Origin of the sequence: Flagellimonas algarum, from assembly GCF_040513375.1 — a bacterium.
GTDB lineage: Bacteria > Bacteroidota > Bacteroidia > Flavobacteriales > Flavobacteriaceae > Flagellimonas_B > Flagellimonas_B algarum.
Genome location: NZ_JBEVTG010000002.1, coordinates 1,372,768 through 1,394,106 on the forward strand (window position 1 = coordinate 1,372,768; position 21,339 = coordinate 1,394,106).

Here is a 21,339-nt window from a genome sequence, read left to right on the forward strand (position 1 = left end):
ACTACAAGTTATTTAGGCAATAGTCCAAAAGCTCTGCATCAGCAGTAGGATTCGGACTTATATCCACAACGACATTGCCATTTGCCGAGGTTACCTGGGCGGAGACTTCTTCATCAAAAGCCCCGGAGGTGAACACTATGGATATTTCTTGTGCGCCATCAGGCACATTAAAGGTTACACTGCCGGCCGAACCGTCATCCAAGGTATAACTGGTCGCCTCGCCGTCGATGGTCACCACGAGGGCGGCATCGTTCCAACCATCCCCGAAAGAATCCTGGAAATCAATGGTCCAATCGCCTGCCGTTGGTACGGTCGGTGGGCACACCACGGTCGACACATAGGCGAAGGGCGAACTAAAAAACGACCCCCCGAGTACGGTACCGTTGGCATTGTTCGTAAATACCCGGCCGTCGGTCAACTCGGCTTCCAAACGAAAATTGAATTGATCTCCGCCTTCGATATCGGCAAAGGCGATTCCGGTAGCCGCCAGGGCATCACTGAAACTGACCGTCAAGTCGGTTCGCGGCAATCCGAAGGGGCCCGTTGTAAAGGTTGCGGGATCCAAAGTGGCAATGGCCGTTTCGGCCGTACTTTGGTCACCCCCTAAGGTACTCTGATCATTGAAGGCCACGAAAACGCGTACTTCAGACAGCAAGGTACCACCTTCGGCATCTTGTACTTCGAGGGTCACCCCCCACTCTGAAGTGGTATCGAATATGTTATAGCTTGAACTGATCGTATTCACGGTACGCAAGACCAAACCGCGCTCGACGCTGTCGTCAACGGTGTCGATCAGTTTATCATCGGAGCTGCAGGAAACCACCAGTATTCCCACAGCCATCATTACATAATTTTTAATGCTTTTCATAAACGTAGATTTTTAATTAGCTATTGGAAATGAGCCCGCAGGGTTCGTATCCCAGAATACCTGCACGGTCTGATCGGTCTTTTGGGTGATGTTCGGGTTCGAGGTCACCGCCTGGTTCGGATAGTACATCGAACGGATGAAGGCACCCGGACTCGGTTCACGGTTCGGTTGCAAGGTAGTTGGAAAACCGGTCCTTCTATAGAAGTTATAGGTCTCGATCCCATTGCCGTAGTTACCGACGAAAAACTGCTCGGCGAACACATCCCATTTGTCATCCCCCGTAGCCGCATTGAAGGCATCAATGGCATCGCTGACGAAACCGGATACCTCGGCCGAAGAGGGTTCGAACGAAAGGTCACCCCCGGTATCGTTGGCAGCAAAAGACTGTACCTTGGCGATTTGCTTGTTCATCCCGTTTTGCAGCGCGGTGGCCGCAGCGGCCATATCGCCTTGGGCCATGGCGAATTCAGCGATCCAAAAGTCGACCATATAGGCATTCAAAATGGCGGTGATTCCGGTTCCACCGGCCCCGAACGAATTCGGATTGGAATTTTGGGCGATCGCTTGAAAACTATCGTCGTCGAAGCGTCCTCCCGTTGGGTACACCCCGTGCGCGGTTTTCAATAGTCCGTCCGGCGGTCCTCCTTCATCATCACCGTGGTCCCTACCCCAATACCCATTCGATAGGGCACAGAAAGTAAATCCGCCCGAAACGTAATGGGCCGGTGGGGTCTGTAGCGAACAGGTCAACAACTCCTCATCCGGGGCCTCGCCATCCTGACCGGGTACCACGGGCACCTGACGGTAGAAGTAGTAGCGGATTCTTGGATCGTCGTTCACCTGCATCTGGTTCATCAACCAATTTGAGGTGTAATCACCGGCACCGGCAGAAGCATAGTTCAAACCGTATCTCGGGTGTCGGGTATCGGGTTGGGAGGCACTGGTGCCCGTCCATGTCCAATCCAAATCATCGGCCGTATCCTGGATGTAATCCCCGGAGTTGATGATCGCGTTGAAACTGGCCAAGGCATTCGCATCGACCAAACGACGCTGTAGGTAGATCTTCAATTTCAAGGTGTTCGCGGCTTTGACCCATTTGCTATAATCGTTACCGTAGAAAAAGTCGGTCGACGGATTCGAAGCGGCCGTATTCGTGAAATTCACGATGGCCTGATCCAATAGTGTCAATGCAGCATCATAGACCGACGCCCCGCTATCCAATACCGGATTCAGAATCTCAGGGGCCCTAGCGGCTTCCGTATAAGGCACATCCCCATAAAAATCGACCAGTGAAACGATGACATAGGCCTCGATAAACTGTGAAATACCGATGTGCCGGGTCAAGCCCGCTTCTTCGGCCAAGGGGGTCATGTTCCTGATATCGAAGATAATCCCACGATAGGCATTGTCCCATTCGTCATCGGTATCGATATCCTGGTAGCCACTTTGGTAATCACGACTGCCGAATGGCATCAACCGGGTCAATTCCTGACCTAAAATCGAAAGGCCGTCGCCATTGACGTTACCTCCCGTCTGAAAGTTATCTTGTGGATCACCGGTCGCATCCCCTTCCAAGTGCCGTGCGAAATCCTCTTGGATCGAATTCAAAAAGAAATCGGGGCTCGCCTGTGAGGGCGTCAAGAAGTTCGGGTCTTCGGTCAAATCCAATTCGTTGGTCTCACATGATGCCACGACTAAGAAAGCCGCACATAAAGCCAGTCTGATGTATGTATATAGTCTATTCATTTTTCCTTCAATTTTTTTCATCTTAGAATGATGCTTTTACACTTAAACCATACCTTCTAGAACTCGGTCCGTTAAGGAAATCGAAGCCAAATCCGTTACCGACACCCGTACCCGATACATTCGGGTCGAAATTGGCACCGTCAGGGGTGTTGACCGCATCCCACCATAGGTTTTGGCCCGAGAGCGTGATCGATAAGGATCCAAAAGGCGTCTTATCCAAAAACTTCTGCGGTAGGGAGTAGCCCAAAGACACTTCCTGCAAACGGATGACCGTTGCATCGTATACCTGCAGTTCGCTAGGTCCGAAAAGGATGTTGTTGAAGTAGTAATCCGAATTGTTGATCTGTACGTCATTGACCCTGCCGTCACTTTGTTGTACCCCTTGCAGGATGAAGGTATTCTCGCGATCCAAGGTCTCCGTAATCAATCCCCTACCTAAAAGGGTGGCGATGGTACTCGAATAGATATCCCCACCTTGGGTATAATTCAATTGGAAGCCTAGCGAGAAGTTCTTGTACGACAAGGTGTTGATCATGTTGGCCACCCAATCGGGGTTCGGATCTCCGATAACACCGTCTTGGGAATCTTGAACGTAATCCCCAGCGGCATTGACGACCAAATTGCCTTCAGCATCGCGGAGTACGCGACTTCCGTAAATCACCCCTAAAGGTTCCCCTTCGATAGCCGCATTCCCTAAGTTTCCAAATCCGGAATACACGATCAAATCGGTATCGTTGCCCAAATCGGTCACCTCGGTCTCGTTGGCGGTGAAGTTGATGTTCGTATTCCAGTTGAACCCATTGTCCTCACTGCGGATCAGGTTCAAACCGAGATCGATCTCAATACCTTCCCCTTTGATTTCACCCACATTGGTATTGGTCCGGAAGAATCCTGAAGAAGGATCCAAAGGCTGGCTGACGATCAAATCGGTCGTAGTTCGTTGGAACACGGAAACATCCAATGAGATCCGGTTGTCCCACCATCTTGATTCGATCCCCAACTCGATCTCGGAAACCTGTTCGGGTTTTAGGTTCGGGTTACCCAAAGTCAAGCCTGTAGAGTTGCTCACGATATTGGTACCTGTATTGTCTTGAAAGTCTTGGGTATCCAATGACAAGCGATTGGCAACTGGGTACGAATCGGAGTTTTGATCCGGGAAACCGGCCGAGGTTCCGTATCCAGCCCTGAATTTCAAATACCCTAGGGCATCCCCTTTCAAATCGGTAAAAGCCGTCGTCGGTACGAAAGACAAACTGGCGCTTGGGTAGAACAAGGTGCGGTTGTCTTTCGCCAGGTTCGATACCCAGTCGTTACGACCGGCAAGGGTCAAATACAAAATGTTGTCATAATCGAATTCAACCTGTCCGTACAAACCGATCACGTTTCGCTCGAAGCTTCCTTGGATCTCATTTTGATTCAAGAAATTGAAATGACGCAAGACCCCAAAAGCCTGTTGCCCGTCACTGGAGACCCCACTTTGATCGAAGGTTTCCCTTCTACCATTAAAACCGACATTGAAGGTCGCCCCGACTTTTTCGGTCAAGTCGTAATCGCCGTTCAGGGCGAAGTTGTGGTCCCAGATAGTATTGACGTTGTTCCAGGTTTCGTAGATACCGCTTTGCAAGCGGATGTCGTTACTATTGCTATTGACCCCACCACGGTTCTGGAAATTGACGTTCGACTCGTTATAGTTATCGATACCGACCCTATAAATCAGGTTTAGGTTATCGGATAAATCGTACTGCAAGCCCATATTCCCGAACACCCGGTTCGTTTCTTGACGGGTCCCGGAGTTGTTCACCGTCCAAAGTGGGTGTTGGATCGAATTGTTTTGGCGGTAGTAGACGCTACTGCCATCGATCGGATTCTGGAATGGCAAACCGGCTACATCGACTGATCGCGGCGTAAAGAAGAGATCCCCGAATACGGAAGAACCGCCCCCTGTCGCCCCATTCCCTTGGCTCAAGGCCACCGGCGGCGAAATGAATTTGGTACGGGCATAATTCAACGCACCCGTTACCGTGAACTTATTGCTCAATTGTGCCCGGCCCCCGATACCGAAGTTGTTTCGGTTCAAGGAGTTGCCCGGGGTAAAGCCGATATCCTTCAGATAGCCATAATTCGCATTGTAGCTGATCTTTCCGTCGTCGGAAGCCCCGGTGATATTGACCGAAGTGGTCGAAACCGTACCGGTTTTGAAGAAGTTACCGAAATTGTCATAGGCTTGCCACTGGTAGCGCGCCCCTTGGAATTCGGGAAAAGCCGCCGCAAACGAGGCCGTTGAATAAGGGTGCGGCAAGGTACCCGCATCATCGAAGGAGGTGCTATTGCCCCAACCGGCGACACCCCCGCGATCGAAACTAGGCCCCCAGTTACTGAAAAACCATCCGAACGCCTGATCGAAACCATTTCCGTATTGGTTCTGGTAATCAGGGGTCGATGCCAATTCATTGAAAAAGAAGGAGGAAGTCACCGTAATCTCGGTTTTCTTCACCCCGGCACCACCACGCCCGGCCTTGGTCGTGATCAGGATCACCCCGTTACGCCCCAACGACCCGTACAGGGTAGAGGCCGCAAGCCCTTTCAAGACGTTGACACTTTCGATGCTGTTCGGATCTAAATCCAAAAAGCGGCTCGATCCGTTGTTTCCGTTGATGAAATCTTGTCGTGACCCTTGACGGCCCGAAGGATTGGTATCCGCATTGAACGGTACCCCATCGACGATGAACAACGGCTGGTTGCTTTGGCTAAAGGAATTAAAGCCCCGAATGATAATATTGGTACCTGAACCTGAAAGACCACTCTGTTGGGTGATGTTCACCCCAGATGCCTTTCCGGTCAATACCCGGCCGATATCCCCTTCAGCGCGCTCTTCAAGTTCGTCGGAGCCAACTTCGGCGACCGCATACCCGAGAGCTTGCTTTTCCCTTTTGATACCGAGGGCCGTTACGACCACTTCTTCAAGGGCTTGGGTATCTTCTTGCATTTGTAAGTTTATCGTATTGGAAGGGCCGACCAGGATGCGTTCCGTTTTTTGACCGATATAGGTGAACAGCAGGGCCTGCCCTTCGGCCGCGTTGATGGCGTAATTGCCATCAAAGTCCGTTTGGGCGCCAACGGTGGTCCCTTCGACCACAATGTTCACCCCGGGTAACGGAACACCCGCTTGGTCGGTCACCGTTCCGGTCACCGTTTTTTCTTGGGCGAACGCGAAGGCCGTAAAACACAGTAGCGCCAGCATTGCCCCGAACAGTTTCTTTACTTTCATAGAGTTGAAGTTTTGTTAGTACTTGTTTTGAGTAGCGCAACTGAGAAAGGCGGGCGGGAAAGAATTTTTTGATAGCTAATTCAAATAACTTCCAAGAAGAAAACAAAACTTAAATGGAATCTTTGTCTTTTAAGAAGTAAGGCCTCTCACCGCCCTACCTTTACAATTGCAAGAACAAAACAATCGAACTCCATAGCCAAAAGGGTACTTTTAAAACGGCAGGGACATCAAAAAACCGGCTGCCCATGGGCAAGTACCGTTTTTAACATCCGAAAAAAAGCGCGGGAAACCATGGTCTTGGTTTACAGGCAAACAAAAACCCGACACCTCCTCTAGAGGTATCGGGTTTTGTGAATGTAAGGTGTGGATCGGATTCCTAGGCCAACTGGGCAGGGAACCTGCCCATAAGGCGAAAGTCGTTCGGGCTGCTCCCCGTATCTTTCTTAAAGGCGTTGTAGAAACTGTTCTTGCTATTGAACCCCACCTCGTACATGATGGCCTTGACACTTAAAAAAGGTTCGTTGATCAGCAAGGCCTTGGCTTCGGCAATGCGGTACGAATTCAATAAGGAATAAAAGTTCTTGTCGTGAAACCGGTTGATGACCTCTGATATCTTATACCGATCCTGATCGATATGGTTGGCGAGCTGCATCAGGCTTAGATCGTTTTGCCGATAGATCTTGTCGGTTTCAAAGGCGATATGTATCCTTCTTTTGATTTCCATAGCCTGATCTTCGGTCAGGCCTGATTTACGGTATTTCTCTTGCACGTGTTTGTCGGGTATGACCGTTTCTTCAGCGAGGTACTTCAAAACGATCTGTTTTAGAAGACGTTTCATTTTTTGATGATGATTTTTGATTGATACCCATAATTACCAACAAAAAGCAAAAAAAACGGTGCACCCGATAAGAGTTTACTCGAAGCAGCGGTGCTTTTGGAAGGATTATTTGTTCGCTAATGCAGGGGAAATAAGGAAACCGAAACGTTACTATTTGGGAAACGCAATTTTACTTTAAGGATGCCATCACCACAAAGGATATCGAAACACGATGCACAGTATTTTCGATAAGATTTAATGACGAAGTGTGTGGGAAAACAAAAAAGCCACCGGAATTCGGTGGCTTTTTGTTGTGGGCCCTACTGGATTCGAACCAGTGACCCCCTGCTTGTAAGGCAGGTGCTCTGAACCAACTGAGCTAAGAGCCCTAATTTTCAAATAGGGAGTGCAAATATAGCATCATTTTTCTTTTGGATAAAAGAAAAACCGCAAAATATTCAAAGCGCTTCGGCCACGACAAAGGTACTGCCACCGACATAGATCAAATCGTCTTTTTTTGCTTTTTCCAAAGCTTTTTCCAAACCCTTTTTAACCGACCCATAGGACTTGCCCAATCGTCCGGAATTTTTGGCTTCAGCGGCCAAAAGTTCGGCATCGAGCCCCCGTGGCACCTTTGGTGACACGAAATAGTATTTCGCCCCCTCAGGGAACAGTTGCAACATGCTTTGCCAGTCCTTTTCCTGAACGAAGCCCAACACGAGATGCAGCTTTCGAAACCGTTGTTCCTTTAATTGCGCCAAGACCCCTTGTAAGCCTTCTTTGTTGTGTGCCGTATCGCAGATCACCAACGGTCGGTCGCCCAATTGCTGCCACCTGCCCAATAGGCCGGTATTGGTCACTACCTTGCGCAGTCCCTTCTTCAATTCGGCTTCGCTTACTTTGAAATTGACCAACTTTTCCACACAGGCAACAACCCCTTTTACATTCTTTTCTTGGTAGTTTCCTAATAGGTCCGTAGCATAGGATTCCTTCACCGAGCGGTCGGCAAAGGTAATTTCGGCCTGATGCTGGGCGGCCACCAATTGGAAAATCGTCGCCGTTTCGGCCTGGGTTTCACTGACGATGACGGGCACTTCCTTTTTAATGATGCCGGCCTTTTCCAGAGCGATCTTTTGCAGCGTATTCCCTAAGAGGTCCATATGATCGAATCCGATATTGGTGATCAAGGATACTTCGGGTCGAATGATGTTCGTAGAATCGAGACGTCCTCCCAAACCTACTTCTATGATGGCTACGTCGACCTGCTGCTTCGCAAAATGGGCAAAGGCCATGCCCACGGTCATTTCGAAAAAGGACAGCTGGCGGTATTCCAAAAACTCCCTATGGTCATGGATAAAGGATACGACTTCTTTTTTAGGGATGCCCTTACCGCTGATCTTAATGCGCTCCCTGAAATCCTTTAGGTGGGGAGAGGTATACAATCCGACCTTATACCCAGCCTCTTGCAATACCGAAGCCAACATATGGCTGCTAGAGCCCTTACCGTTGGTGCCGGCAACGTGGATGCTTTTGAATTGGGTATGGGGTTCGCCCAAATAGGAGGAAAATTCTTGGATGTTATCTAACTTGGCGTTATACGCATCGGCCCCTTTTTGCTGGTACATGGGCAATTGGGCGAACATCCATTGCAAGGTTTCCTTATAGGTCACTACTGGCCCAATTTAAAGTTCACCACCACAAAACCGATTTGTTGTGAGGGTGCTTTGGCATCGACGTTCCACGAATAGGACAAGGCGGTTTTTCGGGCGGGATCCAAAAGGCATTGCGCCGTATTGGTAGTGCCTTTTACCCCCGGAGTGGCCTTGATGACCTTTCCGTTGCGGTCGACCACGATCCTCACTACGACGCGACCTTCTTCGTTACACTCTTGGCGCACGACGTTCTTACCGACCAAGGAACGCCCGCTCAACCCATAGCCGCCGGTTCCGCTACCACTGCCCGGGGCTCCGTAGTAGGTAGTCGCATAGGGGTTGCCTTGCGGACTGCCTTTATCACCATTGCGGGTATCGTCGCCTTCGCTACCGGTGGCCGTGCCCTCCGATTTTCCGATGCCGCCCATTAAGGCGTCCAATTTCTTCTTTTTGGCTTCTTGTTCGCGTTTCAAGCGTTCTGCAGCCTCTCGTTGTTCGCGCTCCTTACGCTCCGCTTCGGCTTTGGCCTTGGCTTCGGCCTCCCTGGCCTTGCGTTCGGCTTCCTTTTGTTGGCGCAAACGAATCGACTCCTCGCTTTCTTGGGTTACTACCTTTTCAATGGGTACTTCTTCCGGAACGGTTTCTTGGGGTTGCTCTTGGGTTTCGACCACCTCTTCGACCACTTCTTCCTCGACTTCGGGTTCTGCGGGTGGTTCAGGGATATCGACCGGCTCAGATTTGATAGGCTCGGTAGGTTGTTGTTGTCCGCTACCGAATTCCATAGTACCGAAATTAATGGCAATGCCATTCTCTTCGGGTGGATCCATATAGGTCAAACCGATATAAAAAAGCAATAACAGCAATACACTTAGTAACGCAGTGGTAAGTGTAAAGGATTTTTTCTTGTGTCTCGTATCTAATAGTGCCATTTACTTTGGCCGCACCGCCAAGATGACCTTGTAACTGTTCCTGTTGGCAATGTCCATAACGTTGACGGCCTCTTTGATGGCCACGCTCTGTTCAGCCCGTAGGATGATGGTAGGTTTCTCTTGTCCTTCCAGTGCTTTTTTTAATTCAATTTCAATGTATTCCGCGTTGATCTGTTGGTTGTTCACGTAGTATTTCAGGTCTTTGTCGATCGTCACCGAAACGTTCTGGGTATTGGTCGACTTCCCTTTGGCTTTGGGCAGTAGCAGGTCTAAAGCATTCGGGGCATTCGAAGTCAGCATGAAGAACACCAACAACAGAAAGACGATATCCGTCATTGATGACATACTGAATTCTGGACTCACCTTATTTCTTCCCTTCAATTTCATAGATAGGCTACTAAACGGGTTCGTTCAAAAGATCCAAAAACTCTACCGCGTTGGCTTCCATTTTATGGACCACCTTATCGGTTCTGTTGACCAAGTGGTTGTATCCGATATAGGCGATGATACCCACCACTAAACCTGCGACCGTCGTGGTCATGGCCGTATAAATACCGGAGGCCAAAGACCCCATTTCAGCCTGGCCGCCACTACTTGCCATTTCATGGAATGCCAAAATCATACCGATCACGGTTCCGAGGAACCCGATCATCGGTGCAGCCCCGGCCACCGTAGCCAAAATGCTAACGTTTTTTTCCAGTTTATAGACCTCCAAAGTACCGGCGTTCTCAATGGCCGTATTGATATCGTCCAAGGGTTTTCCGATGCGGGAGACCCCCTTTTCGGTCAAACGTGCTACAGGCGAATCGGTTTGGGCGCATAGGAGCTTCGCAGCTTCCAATTTTCCGTTCATGACATGGTCACGAATCTGGTTCATGAAGTTCTTGTCGATCTTCGAAGCGGCCTTGATGGCGAAAATCCGTTCAAAATAGATGTACAAAGCAACGAAGAGAAGAATGAACAAGACGGTGATGATAATGATACTACCCGTACCGCCGTTTACGATCAAATCCATTACCGAAAGGGTTTTTTCTTCCGATAATTCCGCTGCAAGTTCGTCAGATGAAATCTGGTCTTGAAAAATAATCATAGGTGTTCCCCAATTTTAGTTGCAATAATAACGGGGAATTCACAAAATAATTATGTTCATAAAAGAAAATCGCGCATGGCTATGAAAACAAGCGCACCGGCAATAAACCCGACAGCGGCCAACCAGGCGATTTTTTTCAAATACCAGAAGAAATCGATTTTTTCCATTCCCATGGCAACGACCCCGGCTGCCGATCCAATGATCAACATGCTACCACCGGTACCCGCTGAATAGGCAATGAAGTGCCACAGTGGGTGGTCGAGAGGTTCGGAGAACATCCCCAAACTGGCCGCGACCAAAGGGACGTTATCGATTACCGCAGAACCCAATCCCAATAACATCACGACGAGATCGGTATTCGGAATGGCGTGGTTCAAACTTTCAGCATAATTGAACAACAAACCGAGTGATTCCAGAGCGGCTACCGCCATCAAAATCCCCAAGAAGAAGAGGATGCTGGGCAGCTCGATTCGTGTCAAGGCACTGTGTACCGGACTGTGGTGTGCTCCTTCATCATGCTCTTCACTTACCGAAGTGATGCTGATCTTGGTATTACTGAAACGTTCGGCGAAGGTGGCCACGACGGCCAAGGAGAACATCATACCGACATAAGGTGGCAAGTGGGTGATGGTCTTGAAGAAAGGTACGAATACGATGGAACCCAATCCTAAATACAACATGACCGGCCCATATTTCGATTTCGAACCTCCGACCTGTTCGTCAAGTTCTACCGTTCCACTAAAGACCTTGAAGCGACTAACGATCAAGGTGGGTACGACCATACAGACGATCGAGGGCACCAATACCCGTAACACCAAGGCGCCGGCATTTACTTTGCCTGCGATCCAGAGCATGGTGGTGGTCACATCACCGATCGGTGACCAGGCCCCACCTGCATTGGCATTGATAATGATCAAACCGGCGAACCAAAGTCTTGTCTCCCGGTCTTTAATGACTTTCTGCAATATCGTGATCAACACGATCGTGGCGGTCAAGTTGTCAATAATGGCCGAAAGGATAAAGGCCAGGATCGAGAAGATCCACAACAGCCTGCGCTTGCTCCGCGTTCTGATATACCCCTTAATGGTAGCGAAACCGTCGAAATAATCAATGATCTCAACAATGGTCATCGCCCCGAGCAAGAACACCAAAATCTCAGCGGTTTTCCCCAAATGATGCAGCAGGATCTCATCGATATGCGAGGGTTCCAGCTCTTTCAACTCGGCATTCACCTCGAATACGGGCAAATGGGCCAAGGCAATGATCGCCCACAAAATGGCCATCATACCCAGGGCGGGAATCAATTTATCGATCTTTAGATTATGCTCGAGGGTAATTTGAAGGTACCCTAACAAGAAAATAACTATGATTATGGTTTCCATTAGAAGTTGGTTTGTTCGTTTAGTCGTTACGTTAGATCGGCCGGATGCAGAATCGAAAGGCTTCCAGCCTTGTTAAATATAAGGATTGCTGAATACCCTTACAATGCCCTTGATTGATTTTTTGAAATTAAGCGATTCCTTGTAAAATCGAGATTTCTTTAAAAAATCAGCAGCTAAGACGTATATTTGCACTGCATTTTTAACTATTCGATAAAATTATGGACTATACCCTATCGGAAGAGCAATTGATGATCCAACAGGCGGCAAGGGACTTCGCCCAGAATGAATTGCTACCAGGAGTAATTGAGCGGGATGATGCCCAGGAATTTCCGGAAGCGGAAGTCAAAAAAATGGGGGAACTTGGATTTATGGGGATGATGGTCGACACCAAGTACAACGGTAGTGGGCTCGACACGCTTTCATACGTCATCGCCATGGAAGAATTATCGAAAGTGGATGCCTCGGCATCGGTCATCGTTTCAGTCAACAATTCGCTGGTTTGCTGGGGATTGGAAACCTTCGGAACCGAAGCCCAAAAAGAAAAATACCTGACCCGTTTGGCCACTGGTGAGATCATCGGGGCTTTTTGCCTTTCCGAACCCGAAGCCGGTAGTGATGCCACATCCCAAAAAACAACGGCCATCGACAAGGGGGATCATTACCTTTTGAACGGCACCAAAAACTGGATCACTAACGGAAATTCGGCAGAGGTTTATCTCGTCATTGCACAAACCGATGTCGCTAAAGGGCATCGCGGCATCAACGCCGTGATCGTCGAGAAAGGGACCCCAGGTTTCGAAATCGGTCCGAAAGAGAACAAACTGGGTATTCGCGGCAGCGACACCCATTCCTTAATGTTCAACGATGTCAAGGTTCCTAAGGAAAATCGTATCGGCGAAGATGGGTTTGGTTTCAAATTCGCCATGAAAACCTTGGCCGGGGGTCGCATCGGTATCGCTGCACAAGCCTTGGGCATTGCCGCAGGCGCGTATGAATTGGCGTTGAAATACAGCAAGGAACGAAAAGCCTTTGGTACTGAAATCTCGAACCACCAGGCCATCGCCTTCAAGTTGGCCGACATGCACACCAAGATACAAGCGGCCCGTCATTTGGTCTACAAAGCAGCCTGGGATAAAGACAATGGCCATAATTATGACCTTTCAGGGGCCATGGCCAAGTTGTACGCTGCCGAAACGGCCATGGAAGTTGCCGTCGAAGCGGTACAGATCCACGGGGGTAATGGTTTTGTCAAAGACTATCATGTCGAACGCTTGATGCGTGATGCCAAAATCACCCAAATTTATGAGGGAACCTCCGAGATACAGAAAATCGTCATCTCAAGGAGCATCCTCAAAGACTAACACCCCCTCTTTTTTTAGGGGTAGGTTTCGAAAAAGTATGGTTTTATCCCATGAGCAGCGATAGAATCGGGCATCCTTGGCTAAAACTCCTTAAAAACACCAGGCAGACACATACGAATCGGGCCTATCCGTAGCTTGGTACCCTTAATTTTGAGGATTTGATAATTCTACCTATGTCAAATTATCAAATTACATTATTTACACACATTGAATCCTATCATTGATTATTTTATTGAGTTTGTTTTAAATCCTTGAATATAATTCAACCCAATTGATATTTTTGAGTAAATATCTTAATGATGAAGTTGAAGAAACAAGGATTGTACCTCCCTGAATTCGAGCACGATAACTGTGGGGCCGGTTTCATTTGTAGCCTTAAGGGAAGAAAGTCGAACGATATCATCCACAAAGCCCTTGAGATCCTCGATAAATTGGAACATCGGGGTGCCGTTAGCGCTGATGGAAAGACCGGTGACGGTGCTGGAATCCTAATCGATATCCCCCACGCTTTTTTTGTCGATGCCTGTCCATTTGAATTGCCTGAAGAAGGCCAATACGCGGTCGCCAATGTGTTCCTTCCGAAAAAAGAAAACCAACGCGAATACTGTATTTCCCAATTCGAAGAACAGATCAGTAACCAAGGGCTTCGTCTTATCGGTTGGCGTGACGTTCCGGTAAATCGCTCTGTCCCCGGCAGGATCGCCAAGGAAACCGAACCTTTCGTCAGCCAGGTTTTTATCGGCCATGCCGGCGATTTGGACGAATTTAGGTTCAACCTGAAGTTGTTCATCGCCCGAAAGGTCACCGAACACGCCATTAACGCTTCCAAGTTATCACAAAGCGCTTTCTTTTACGTGCCCAGCCTCTCGACCAAGATCATCATCTTTAAAGGGCTTTTGGTACCTGAAGATATCAGCAACTATTATGAAGACCTTTTAGATCCTCGGGTAGTCACGCGACTTGCACTGGTGCACCAGCGTTTTTCAACCAACACCTTTCCGACCTGGGATTTGGCCCAACCGTTCCGGTACATGTGCCACAATGGCGAGATCAATACCCTTCGCGGCAATGTCGCTCGGATGCGTTCTAGGGAAGAACTTTTGGAAAGCGAATGGTTCGGCGAAGAGATCAAGGCGATACTACCGACCGTTTTACCTGCCAAATCGGATTCCGCCAGCATGGATATGGTGGTCGAGTTGCTTTTGATGACCGGCCGGTCGCTTCCCGAAGTGATGATGATGTTGGTGCCTGAAGCTTGGGAAAAGAACCCCGATATGTCTGCCGACAAAAGGGCCTTTTACGAATACAATTCCTGCTTGATGGAACCTTGGGACGGTCCTGCTTCGATCCCTTTTACCGACGGCAACTATATCGGTGCCGTACTGGATCGCAACGGCCTGCGCCCCTCGCGTTATTCGGTTACCAAACAAGGCTATGTGATCATGTCATCAGAAACCGGGGTAGTCGACCTCAAACCGGAAGATATTGAATACCATGGACGATTGGAACCTGGTAAGATGTTCTTGGTCAATATGGAAGAAGGCCGTATCGTCAATGATGAAGAAGTCAAGGAAACCATCGCCAAAAAACATCCGTACAAACAATGGTTGCAAAACAATCTCGTCCATTTAAAGGATATCCCGTACAACGATTGCCCGTTGTTCCTTGACGAGGCCCCTTTGGAAAAACGCCGCGCCGCATTCGGTTATACCCGTGAAGATATCAATACGATCATCCTACCAATGGCGCAGCATGGTAAGGAACCGATAGGTTCTATGGGGTCTGACACCCCGATTGCCGTCCTATCCGAACGGCCCCAATTGATCTACAACTACTTCAAGCAACTTTTCGCCCAGGTCACCAACCCGCCTTTGGACGGTATCCGCGAAGAGTTGATCTGCGACATCAGCCTCACTTTGGGCAGTGATCACAACCTTTTTGAATTCAGCGAGCTGCATTGCCGAAAACTCAAGATCCAAAACCCGGTCATTTCAAAAGAAGATCTGGACAAGATCAAGAACTATGATGCCAGTCCCGATTATAAAGTAGTATCCATTCCGATCCTTTATGAAGTCGAAAAAGGGCACAACGCCCTGGAAACCGCCTTGGATTCGATCCTTTCACAGGCTTCCAATGCTATTGACCAAGGGACGAACATCATCATCCTATCCGACCGTAATATCAGTACCGAATTCGCGCCTATACCGGCTCTGTTGGCTTGTTCTTATGTGAACAGCGGTTTACGTAAAATGGGGAAACGATCCCGATTGAGCATCATCGTAGAGTCGGCCGAACCTCGTGAAGTACACCATTTTGCCCTGTTGTTCGGTTTCGGTGCCAGTGCCATCAACCCATATATGGTCAACGAAATCATCGCCGAACAGATCGAAGAACACGACATTACGGAATACACCTTTGAAGAAGCCATCCAAAACTACAACAAGGCCATCGGCAAGGGCATTTTAAAGGTGATGAACAAAATCGGTATTTCGACCCTGAATTCCTATCGCGGGTCCCAATTGTTCGAATGTATCGGCATCAACACCAAAGTGGTCGACACCTACTTCCCGAACACCCCGACCCGTATCGAGGGCATCGGCTTGTATGAAATCGAAAAAGAAATTGCGAAAAGGCATGCCAAAGCCTTCAAAAGCGATGCCATTGCTGCCAAGCTCGATTTGGAGATCGGTGGGGAATACCGCTGGCGACGTGATGGTGAAAAACACATGTTCAATCCTTTGAGCATCGCTAAATTGCAAAAAGCGGTACGCAACAACGAACCGACTACCTATAAGGAATATGCCCAGCTGGTCAACGAACAATCGAAAAGCTTATTGACCATTCGCGGGCTATTCGAATTCTCGAATTACGATCCTATTCCGCTCGAAGAGGTAGAACCTTGGACCGAAATCGTCAAGCGCTTCAAAACCGGAGCCATGTCGTACGGAAGTATCAGCAAAGAAGCGCATGAAAACCTGGCCATTGCCATGAACCGTATCGGGGGCAAGAGCAACTCGGGCGAAGGGGGCGAAGACCCCGAACGCTTCTATAAGAACCAATCGGGCGATTGGCGAAATAGCGCGATCAAACAAGTGGCCTCTGGCCGCTTTGGGGTCACCAGCAACTACTTGACCAATGCCCAAGAAATCCAGATCAAAATGGCCCAAGGGGCCAAACCTGGCGAAGGTGGGCAATTACCCGGACCCAAAGTGAATCCGGCCATTGCCAAGACCCGGAATTCGACACCTTATGTCGGCTTGATCTCACCACCACCGCATCACGACATCTATTCGATTGAAGATCTATCACAATTGATTTTCGATTTGAAATCGGCCAATCGCGAAGCACGGATCAATGTGAAATTGGTTTCCGAAGTCGGTGTAGGTACGGTTGCCGCAGGGGTAGCCAAGGCCAAGGCCGACGTCATCTTGATTTCCGGTTTCGATGGAGGTACCGGAGCTTCCCCATTGACCTCCTTAAAGCATGCCGGACTTCCTTGGGAACTCGGTATCGCCGAAGCGCAACAAACCTTGGTGTTGAACGATCTGCGCAATCGTGTAGTGCTTGAATGTGACGGCCAGCTCAAGACCGGGCGCGATGTAGCAGTAGCTTGTTTGCTTGGGGCCGAGGAGTTCGGATTCGCAACCGCCCCCCTGGTCGCCTCTGGGTGCATCATGATGCGGGTATGCCATTTGAACACTTGCCCGGTCGGTATCGCGACCCAAAACCCCGAACTCCGTAAAAAATTCAAGGGCAAGCCCGAGCATGTGGTCAACTACATGTACTTCGTCGCCCAAGAATTGCGTGAGATCATGGCCAAACTCGGATTCCGGACGGTGGATGAAATGGTTGGCCAGGTCCATAAATTGGATCGTAAAAAGGCCGTTGACCATTACAAGGCCGCCGGTATCGACTTGACGCCGATTTTGTACCAGGTCGATGTGCCCGAAGGCACCAAGTTCCATCATACGGAAGCACAACGGCACAACATTGAAAAGTCCATAGAATTCGATATTATTTCACAGGCGCATCCTGCCTTGTTCAGAAAAGAAAAAACGGCATTGGATTTTCCGATAAAAAACACCGATAGGGCCGTTGGAGCGATCATTAGCAACGAAATCTCTAAAATATATGGGGCTGAAGGCCTTCCTGAAAACACTTTAAAATTGAACTTTACAGGTTCTGCCGGTCAAAGCTTCGGCGCCTTTGCGACCAAAGGGCTGACCATGGTGGTCAATGGCAATACCAATGATTACTTGGGGAAAGGGCTTTCAGGAGCCAAACTCATCATCAAGGTACCCGATGGTTCGACCTTGCAACCGGAGGCCAACATCATTACTGGGAATGTCACCCTGTATGGGGCCACTGCTGGAGAGGCCTATATCAACGGTAAGGCCGGCGAGCGCTTCTGCGTTCGAAACTCAGGAGCTAAGGCCGTTGTGGAAGGCATCGGTGACCATGGTTGTGAATACATGACCGGAGGTGTCGCTGTGATTTTGGGTAAAGTAGGACGGAATTTCGGCGCTGGAATGAGCGGGGGTATCGCTTACATCCTCGACGCCGACCGCAGTTTCAAGAAAAACTGCAACGGCGAATCCTTGAATTTGCTGAAGGTAGAGGAAGATCAAGATATCGCTGAATTGCGCGACCTGGTCGAAAGGCACTACAACGCCACCCTAAGCCCGCTGGCACAACGCATTCTTGAAAATTGGGAAGCGTATCTGCCTAAGTTCATTAAGGTATTCCCCGAAGAATACCGTCAGGCATTGATCCGATTGGAAAATGAAAAAATGGAAATTTTATAACTAGGGATATGGGAAAGACGACAGGATTTATGGAGTATGGGCGAAAGATCGAATCCTACGCCCCGGTAGAAAAACGCATCAAACACTATCGCGAATTCACAAAACCCTTGAAAGAGCCCGAGCTCCGGGATCAAGGGGCGCGATGTATGGACTGTGGCATTCCGTTTTGCCATAGCGGTTGCCCCTTGGGGAATTTGATTCCTGACTTTAACGATGCCGTTTATCGCGGTAAGTGGGAAAAGGCGACCGAGATCCTCCATTCCACCAACAATTTCCCGGAGTTTACTGGGAGGCTCTGCCCAGCACCCTGTGAGGAAGCCTGTGTTTTGGGAATCAACGAAGACCCGGTCTCCATCGAGAATATTGAAAAGAACATCGTAGAAACCGCCTTTAGCAAGGGGTGGATCAAAGCGGAGCCTCCGACAATGCGAACCGGTAAAACGGTCGCCGTGGTCGGATCGGGGCCTGCAGGGCTGGCAACGGCCCAACAATTGAACCGCGCCGGGCATTCGGTTACCGTTTTTGAACGGGACGAAAAAATCGGTGGCCTGCTGCGCTACGGCATCCCGGATTTTAAAATGGAAAAATCGGTCATCGATCGTCGCTTGGAAATCTTGGAAGCCGAAGGTATTGCCTTCAAGACCGGGGTCCATATTGGCAAGGATATCGATGCCAAGGAGCTTTCGGAACAGTTCGATGCCATTGCCCTTTGTGGGGGAGCCACGGTAAGACGGCCTTTGCCCATACCCGGATCTGAATTAAAGGGGGTCGTACAGGCCATGGATTTTCTCCCTCAAAACAACCGCCGTGTCGACGGCCTTCCCTTCGAAGGGGAAGCGATCCAAGCCACCGGTAAACACGTGGTGGTGATCGGTGGGGGCGATACCGGCTCCGACTGCATCGGTACCTCCATCCGTCAAGGGGCGAAAAGCGTGGCCAATTTTGAAATCATGCCCATGGCGACCAAAGACCGGCCCGATGCCCAGCCTTGGCCGTTTTGGCCGATGCGTTTGCGCACCAGTTCATCGCATGAAGAAGGAGCCGATCGCTTTTTCAGCATTTCGACCAAAACCTTTAAGGGCGATGCCGCTGGCAAGCTGACCGCATTGGTCACGGTAGAAGTCGAATGGCAGCCTGTGCCGGGGCAACGGCCCGTGCTCAGGGAAGTGGCCGGAACCGAAAAAGAATGGCCCTGTGAGCTCGCTTTATTGGCTCTTGGTTTTACGGGATCCGAGCCTACCATTGCAGAACAATTGGGACTGGCGATGGACCACCGAACCAACATCAAAGCCAGTGAACAGGATTATAAAACCAACATTCCAGGAGTATTCGTTGCTGGAGACCAACGCCGTGGCCAATCATTGATCGTTTGGGCCATTGCCGAAGGCCGACAAGCAGCCCACCATATCGACACGTATTTAATGGGCAGCTCTCAACTGCCCTTAAAAGGAGAGGGAGACCTCCCCAGGGTTTGAAGTTTGAATTAGTCGAAAAAGGCCCCGAAATCGGGGCCTTTTTTATTGAATGACCAGGCGGCGTACCATGCTGCCGTTACCGGTGATGATCCGAAGAAAATACAAGCCGCTTGCAAATTCCTCGATTGCTATGGGGGTCCCTATGGTGTGTGATTTCTCAAAAAGGATGCGACCATCGAAGCCGATCAATTGCAATTGCACTTCCTTATCGGCGACATTCCCGATACGGAACCTAGATCGCACCGGGTTCGGATAGATCAACGGATCGAAGGCCTGTTTTTCGACCACGTCGTAAAGCTCGATATCATCGGGCAGATCGGCACTCAGCGCGGTACCGATCAAAAGTTCATAAGCGCCGATATCATAGCCCGTCCCTTGGGGTCTGGTCAAGTTCGTACAATCGAAACCGATGCCCCAGGCCGAAACATCGGAGCCAGCCTCTACAAGGTCGGAGCCGGTATCGAACGGACTGTAATCGTCATTGACGATATCGGTCAGTCCCAAGGTATCCATCTGTCGGGTCATCAAATTGATATAAATACGACTGAGCGAACTATCGCGTTCAATACGCTTATTGAAATCGAAATAACTCTCCTGATCACCCTTCCAGGTGTTGCCTGCCCCATGATCGTTTCCAGGATCCACGATCAGGTTGTTCACGAAATAGGTCGGCACCTGCTCTTGGGTATCGTAAAGTTTGTTGGGATCGTTCGTCTGGGTAATAACGGTGTTGTAGTACGTGCCTGAATCGTCGGGTTCGATGATCGTGTTGTTCACGATGTAATAGCCTTCATTTTGGTCGTCGAACTCATGGCGGTTATGCATGAAAATACCATGGAAATCAGGACGAACCAAGACGTTATTGTAGATTTTCGTTCCGCTCTCGGCACTGATGAACTGCATGCCTTGGCCCGTGCCCCCCACCGAATTTTCCATATAGTTATTGTATACCTCATAAATTCCGCCACCGATACTCATGGCGAAGTCTTGGGCATAGCGGTCTTCCGTTCCGTAGTTGACGATCGTATTGTCGTGGATCTTGCCATCTTCATTCACCAGATTGACCTGGATACCGTCCCAAGCGATATCTTCAAGGATGTTATGGTGGATGTCGACATGTTTCAACCAATGTGCGAAACGGTAGGTACCGCTGCACACCCGATTCGATTTGATCTTATAGCCCCCGGTATACCCTACATAAATGCCCTCGGCCCCGGTATCATGGATGTAGTTGTTATGGATGTTCAGGTTTTCGAGCACAAAACCGTTTACCCGCCAGGTTTGGGGCTTGCTGCAACTGGGGTCGGTTTTCGCCATGATGCCCGCAAAACCCGTATTTTCGATCTCGATATGGTCGATTTCAAAATCGGTACTTAAGTCTTCCAAGCCCACGCCGACCGAAGCCCCTGAAGTCGTTTCAGCGATATGGATGCCATAGGTGAACCCGGAATCCCCCGTTCCGGTCAATCGGATATGTTTGCTGTTCTTAAAGGCGATCCCAGAATACTGGGTCTCCGTGATTTCGACCTTACCCCCGCAATTGATAATGGTCAAAGGTGCGGCAGCCGTTCCTTCAAAATCGTAAAAACGAAGACCGCGATAGCTTCCTGCCGGAATGCAAATGGTATCGCCGGGAGCATAGTTGGTCTGCGATGCCCAAATCAGGTTCAATGAGGTTTGCTTGAGTCCCGTCAAGGTAACGTCGCAATTGCAAGATTGGGCCTGCATTTGCGATATCGTCATGGCGATTAGCAATAGAACTAGTAGTTTTCCCTTCATAATGGTATATGGTTTAGTGAGTTACAGACCGCATACCATAGCAAAAACGCTATTCGGGGGATTGATAGTAGAGGTTGGGGGAGGGAATGGGAATTTGGAACGGGCCAAAGCTACGGAATTATGTAGTCTTTTTCTTACTTTATAATATATTTATTTGGTTAGGGCCA

General features: G+C 49.4%; 13 protein-coding genes and 1 tRNA gene. 3 read left to right on the top strand and 11 right to left on the bottom strand.

What is annotated here, in order from left to right; translation table 11 throughout:
* Position 1: 1 nt before the first annotated feature.
* From ABV409_RS13615 to nhaD, 10 genes are all read right to left on the bottom strand, one after another.
* Entirely contained in the window at positions 2-868 is an 867-nt protein-coding gene (locus ABV409_RS13615; RefSeq protein ID WP_353878137.1) for a hypothetical protein, read from the bottom strand.
* A 12-nt stretch (positions 869-880) separates the two neighbouring features.
* Positions 881-2,614 carry a SusD/RagB family nutrient-binding outer membrane lipoprotein gene (locus ABV409_RS13620; protein ID WP_353878138.1) on the bottom strand — a complete coding sequence of 578 codons (1,734 nt, stop codon included), beginning with the start codon at positions 2,612-2,614 and terminating at the stop codon, positions 881-883.
* A gap of 22 nt (positions 2,615-2,636) precedes the next feature.
* The gene (locus tag ABV409_RS13625; protein ID WP_353878139.1) at positions 2,637-5,882 is read right to left on the bottom strand and encodes a SusC/RagA family TonB-linked outer membrane protein; all 3,246 of its coding nucleotides are present in this window, start codon (positions 5,880-5,882) and stop codon (positions 2,637-2,639) included.
* Positions 5,883-6,258: 376 nt separating this feature from the next.
* The gene (locus ABV409_RS13630; RefSeq protein ID WP_353878140.1) at positions 6,259-6,720 is read right to left on the bottom strand and encodes a helix-turn-helix domain-containing protein; all 462 of its coding nucleotides are present in this window, start codon (positions 6,718-6,720) and stop codon (positions 6,259-6,261) included.
* Between the two features lie 293 nt (positions 6,721-7,013).
* Positions 7,014-7,088, bottom strand: a tRNA-Val gene (locus ABV409_RS13635).
* A gap of 69 nt (positions 7,089-7,157) precedes the next feature.
* Positions 7,158-8,369, bottom strand: coding sequence for a bifunctional folylpolyglutamate synthase/dihydrofolate synthase (locus ABV409_RS13640; RefSeq protein WP_353878141.1), 1,212 nt, complete (start codon positions 8,367-8,369; stop codon positions 7,158-7,160).
* On the bottom strand, positions 8,369-9,280 hold the full coding sequence (locus ABV409_RS13645; protein WP_353878142.1) for an energy transducer TonB: 912 nt from the start codon (positions 9,278-9,280) through the stop codon (positions 8,369-8,371). The genes ABV409_RS13640 and ABV409_RS13645 overlap by 1 nt, the downstream gene beginning before the upstream one ends.
* On the bottom strand, positions 9,281-9,667 hold the full coding sequence (locus ABV409_RS13650; protein ID WP_353878143.1) for an ExbD/TolR family protein: 387 nt from the start codon (positions 9,665-9,667) through the stop codon (positions 9,281-9,283).
* Positions 9,668-9,677: 10 nt separating this feature from the next.
* Positions 9,678-10,370 carry a MotA/TolQ/ExbB proton channel family protein gene (locus ABV409_RS13655; RefSeq protein WP_353878144.1) on the bottom strand — a complete coding sequence of 231 codons (693 nt, stop codon included), beginning with the start codon at positions 10,368-10,370 and terminating at the stop codon, positions 9,678-9,680.
* A gap of 56 nt (positions 10,371-10,426) precedes the next feature.
* On the bottom strand, positions 10,427-11,752 hold the full coding sequence (gene nhaD / locus ABV409_RS13660) for a sodium:proton antiporter NhaD (RefSeq protein ID WP_353878145.1): 1,326 nt from the start codon (positions 11,750-11,752) through the stop codon (positions 10,427-10,429).
* A gap of 218 nt (positions 11,753-11,970) precedes the next feature.
* On the opposite strand from nhaD, the gene ABV409_RS13665 reads away from it, so the two are divergent.
* From ABV409_RS13665 to ABV409_RS13675, 3 genes are all read left to right on the top strand, one after another.
* Positions 11,971-13,113 (top strand): acyl-CoA dehydrogenase, encoded by a 1,143-nt coding sequence (locus ABV409_RS13665; protein WP_353878146.1) that lies wholly within the window; start codon positions 11,971-11,973, stop codon positions 13,111-13,113.
* A 299-nt stretch (positions 13,114-13,412) separates the two neighbouring features.
* On the top strand, positions 13,413-17,918 hold the full coding sequence (gene gltB / locus ABV409_RS13670) for a glutamate synthase large subunit (protein WP_353878147.1): 4,506 nt from the start codon (positions 13,413-13,415) through the stop codon (positions 17,916-17,918).
* An 8-nt stretch (positions 17,919-17,926) separates the two neighbouring features.
* Positions 17,927-19,393, top strand: coding sequence for a glutamate synthase subunit beta (locus ABV409_RS13675; RefSeq protein ID WP_353878149.1), 1,467 nt, complete (start codon positions 17,927-17,929; stop codon positions 19,391-19,393).
* 42 nt (positions 19,394-19,435) lie between these two features.
* On the opposite strand, the gene ABV409_RS13680 is transcribed toward ABV409_RS13675, so the two are convergent.
* Entirely contained in the window at positions 19,436-21,172 is a 1,737-nt protein-coding gene (locus tag ABV409_RS13680; RefSeq protein WP_353878150.1) for a T9SS type A sorting domain-containing protein, read from the bottom strand.
* Between the last annotated feature and the right edge of the window lie 167 nt (positions 21,173-21,339).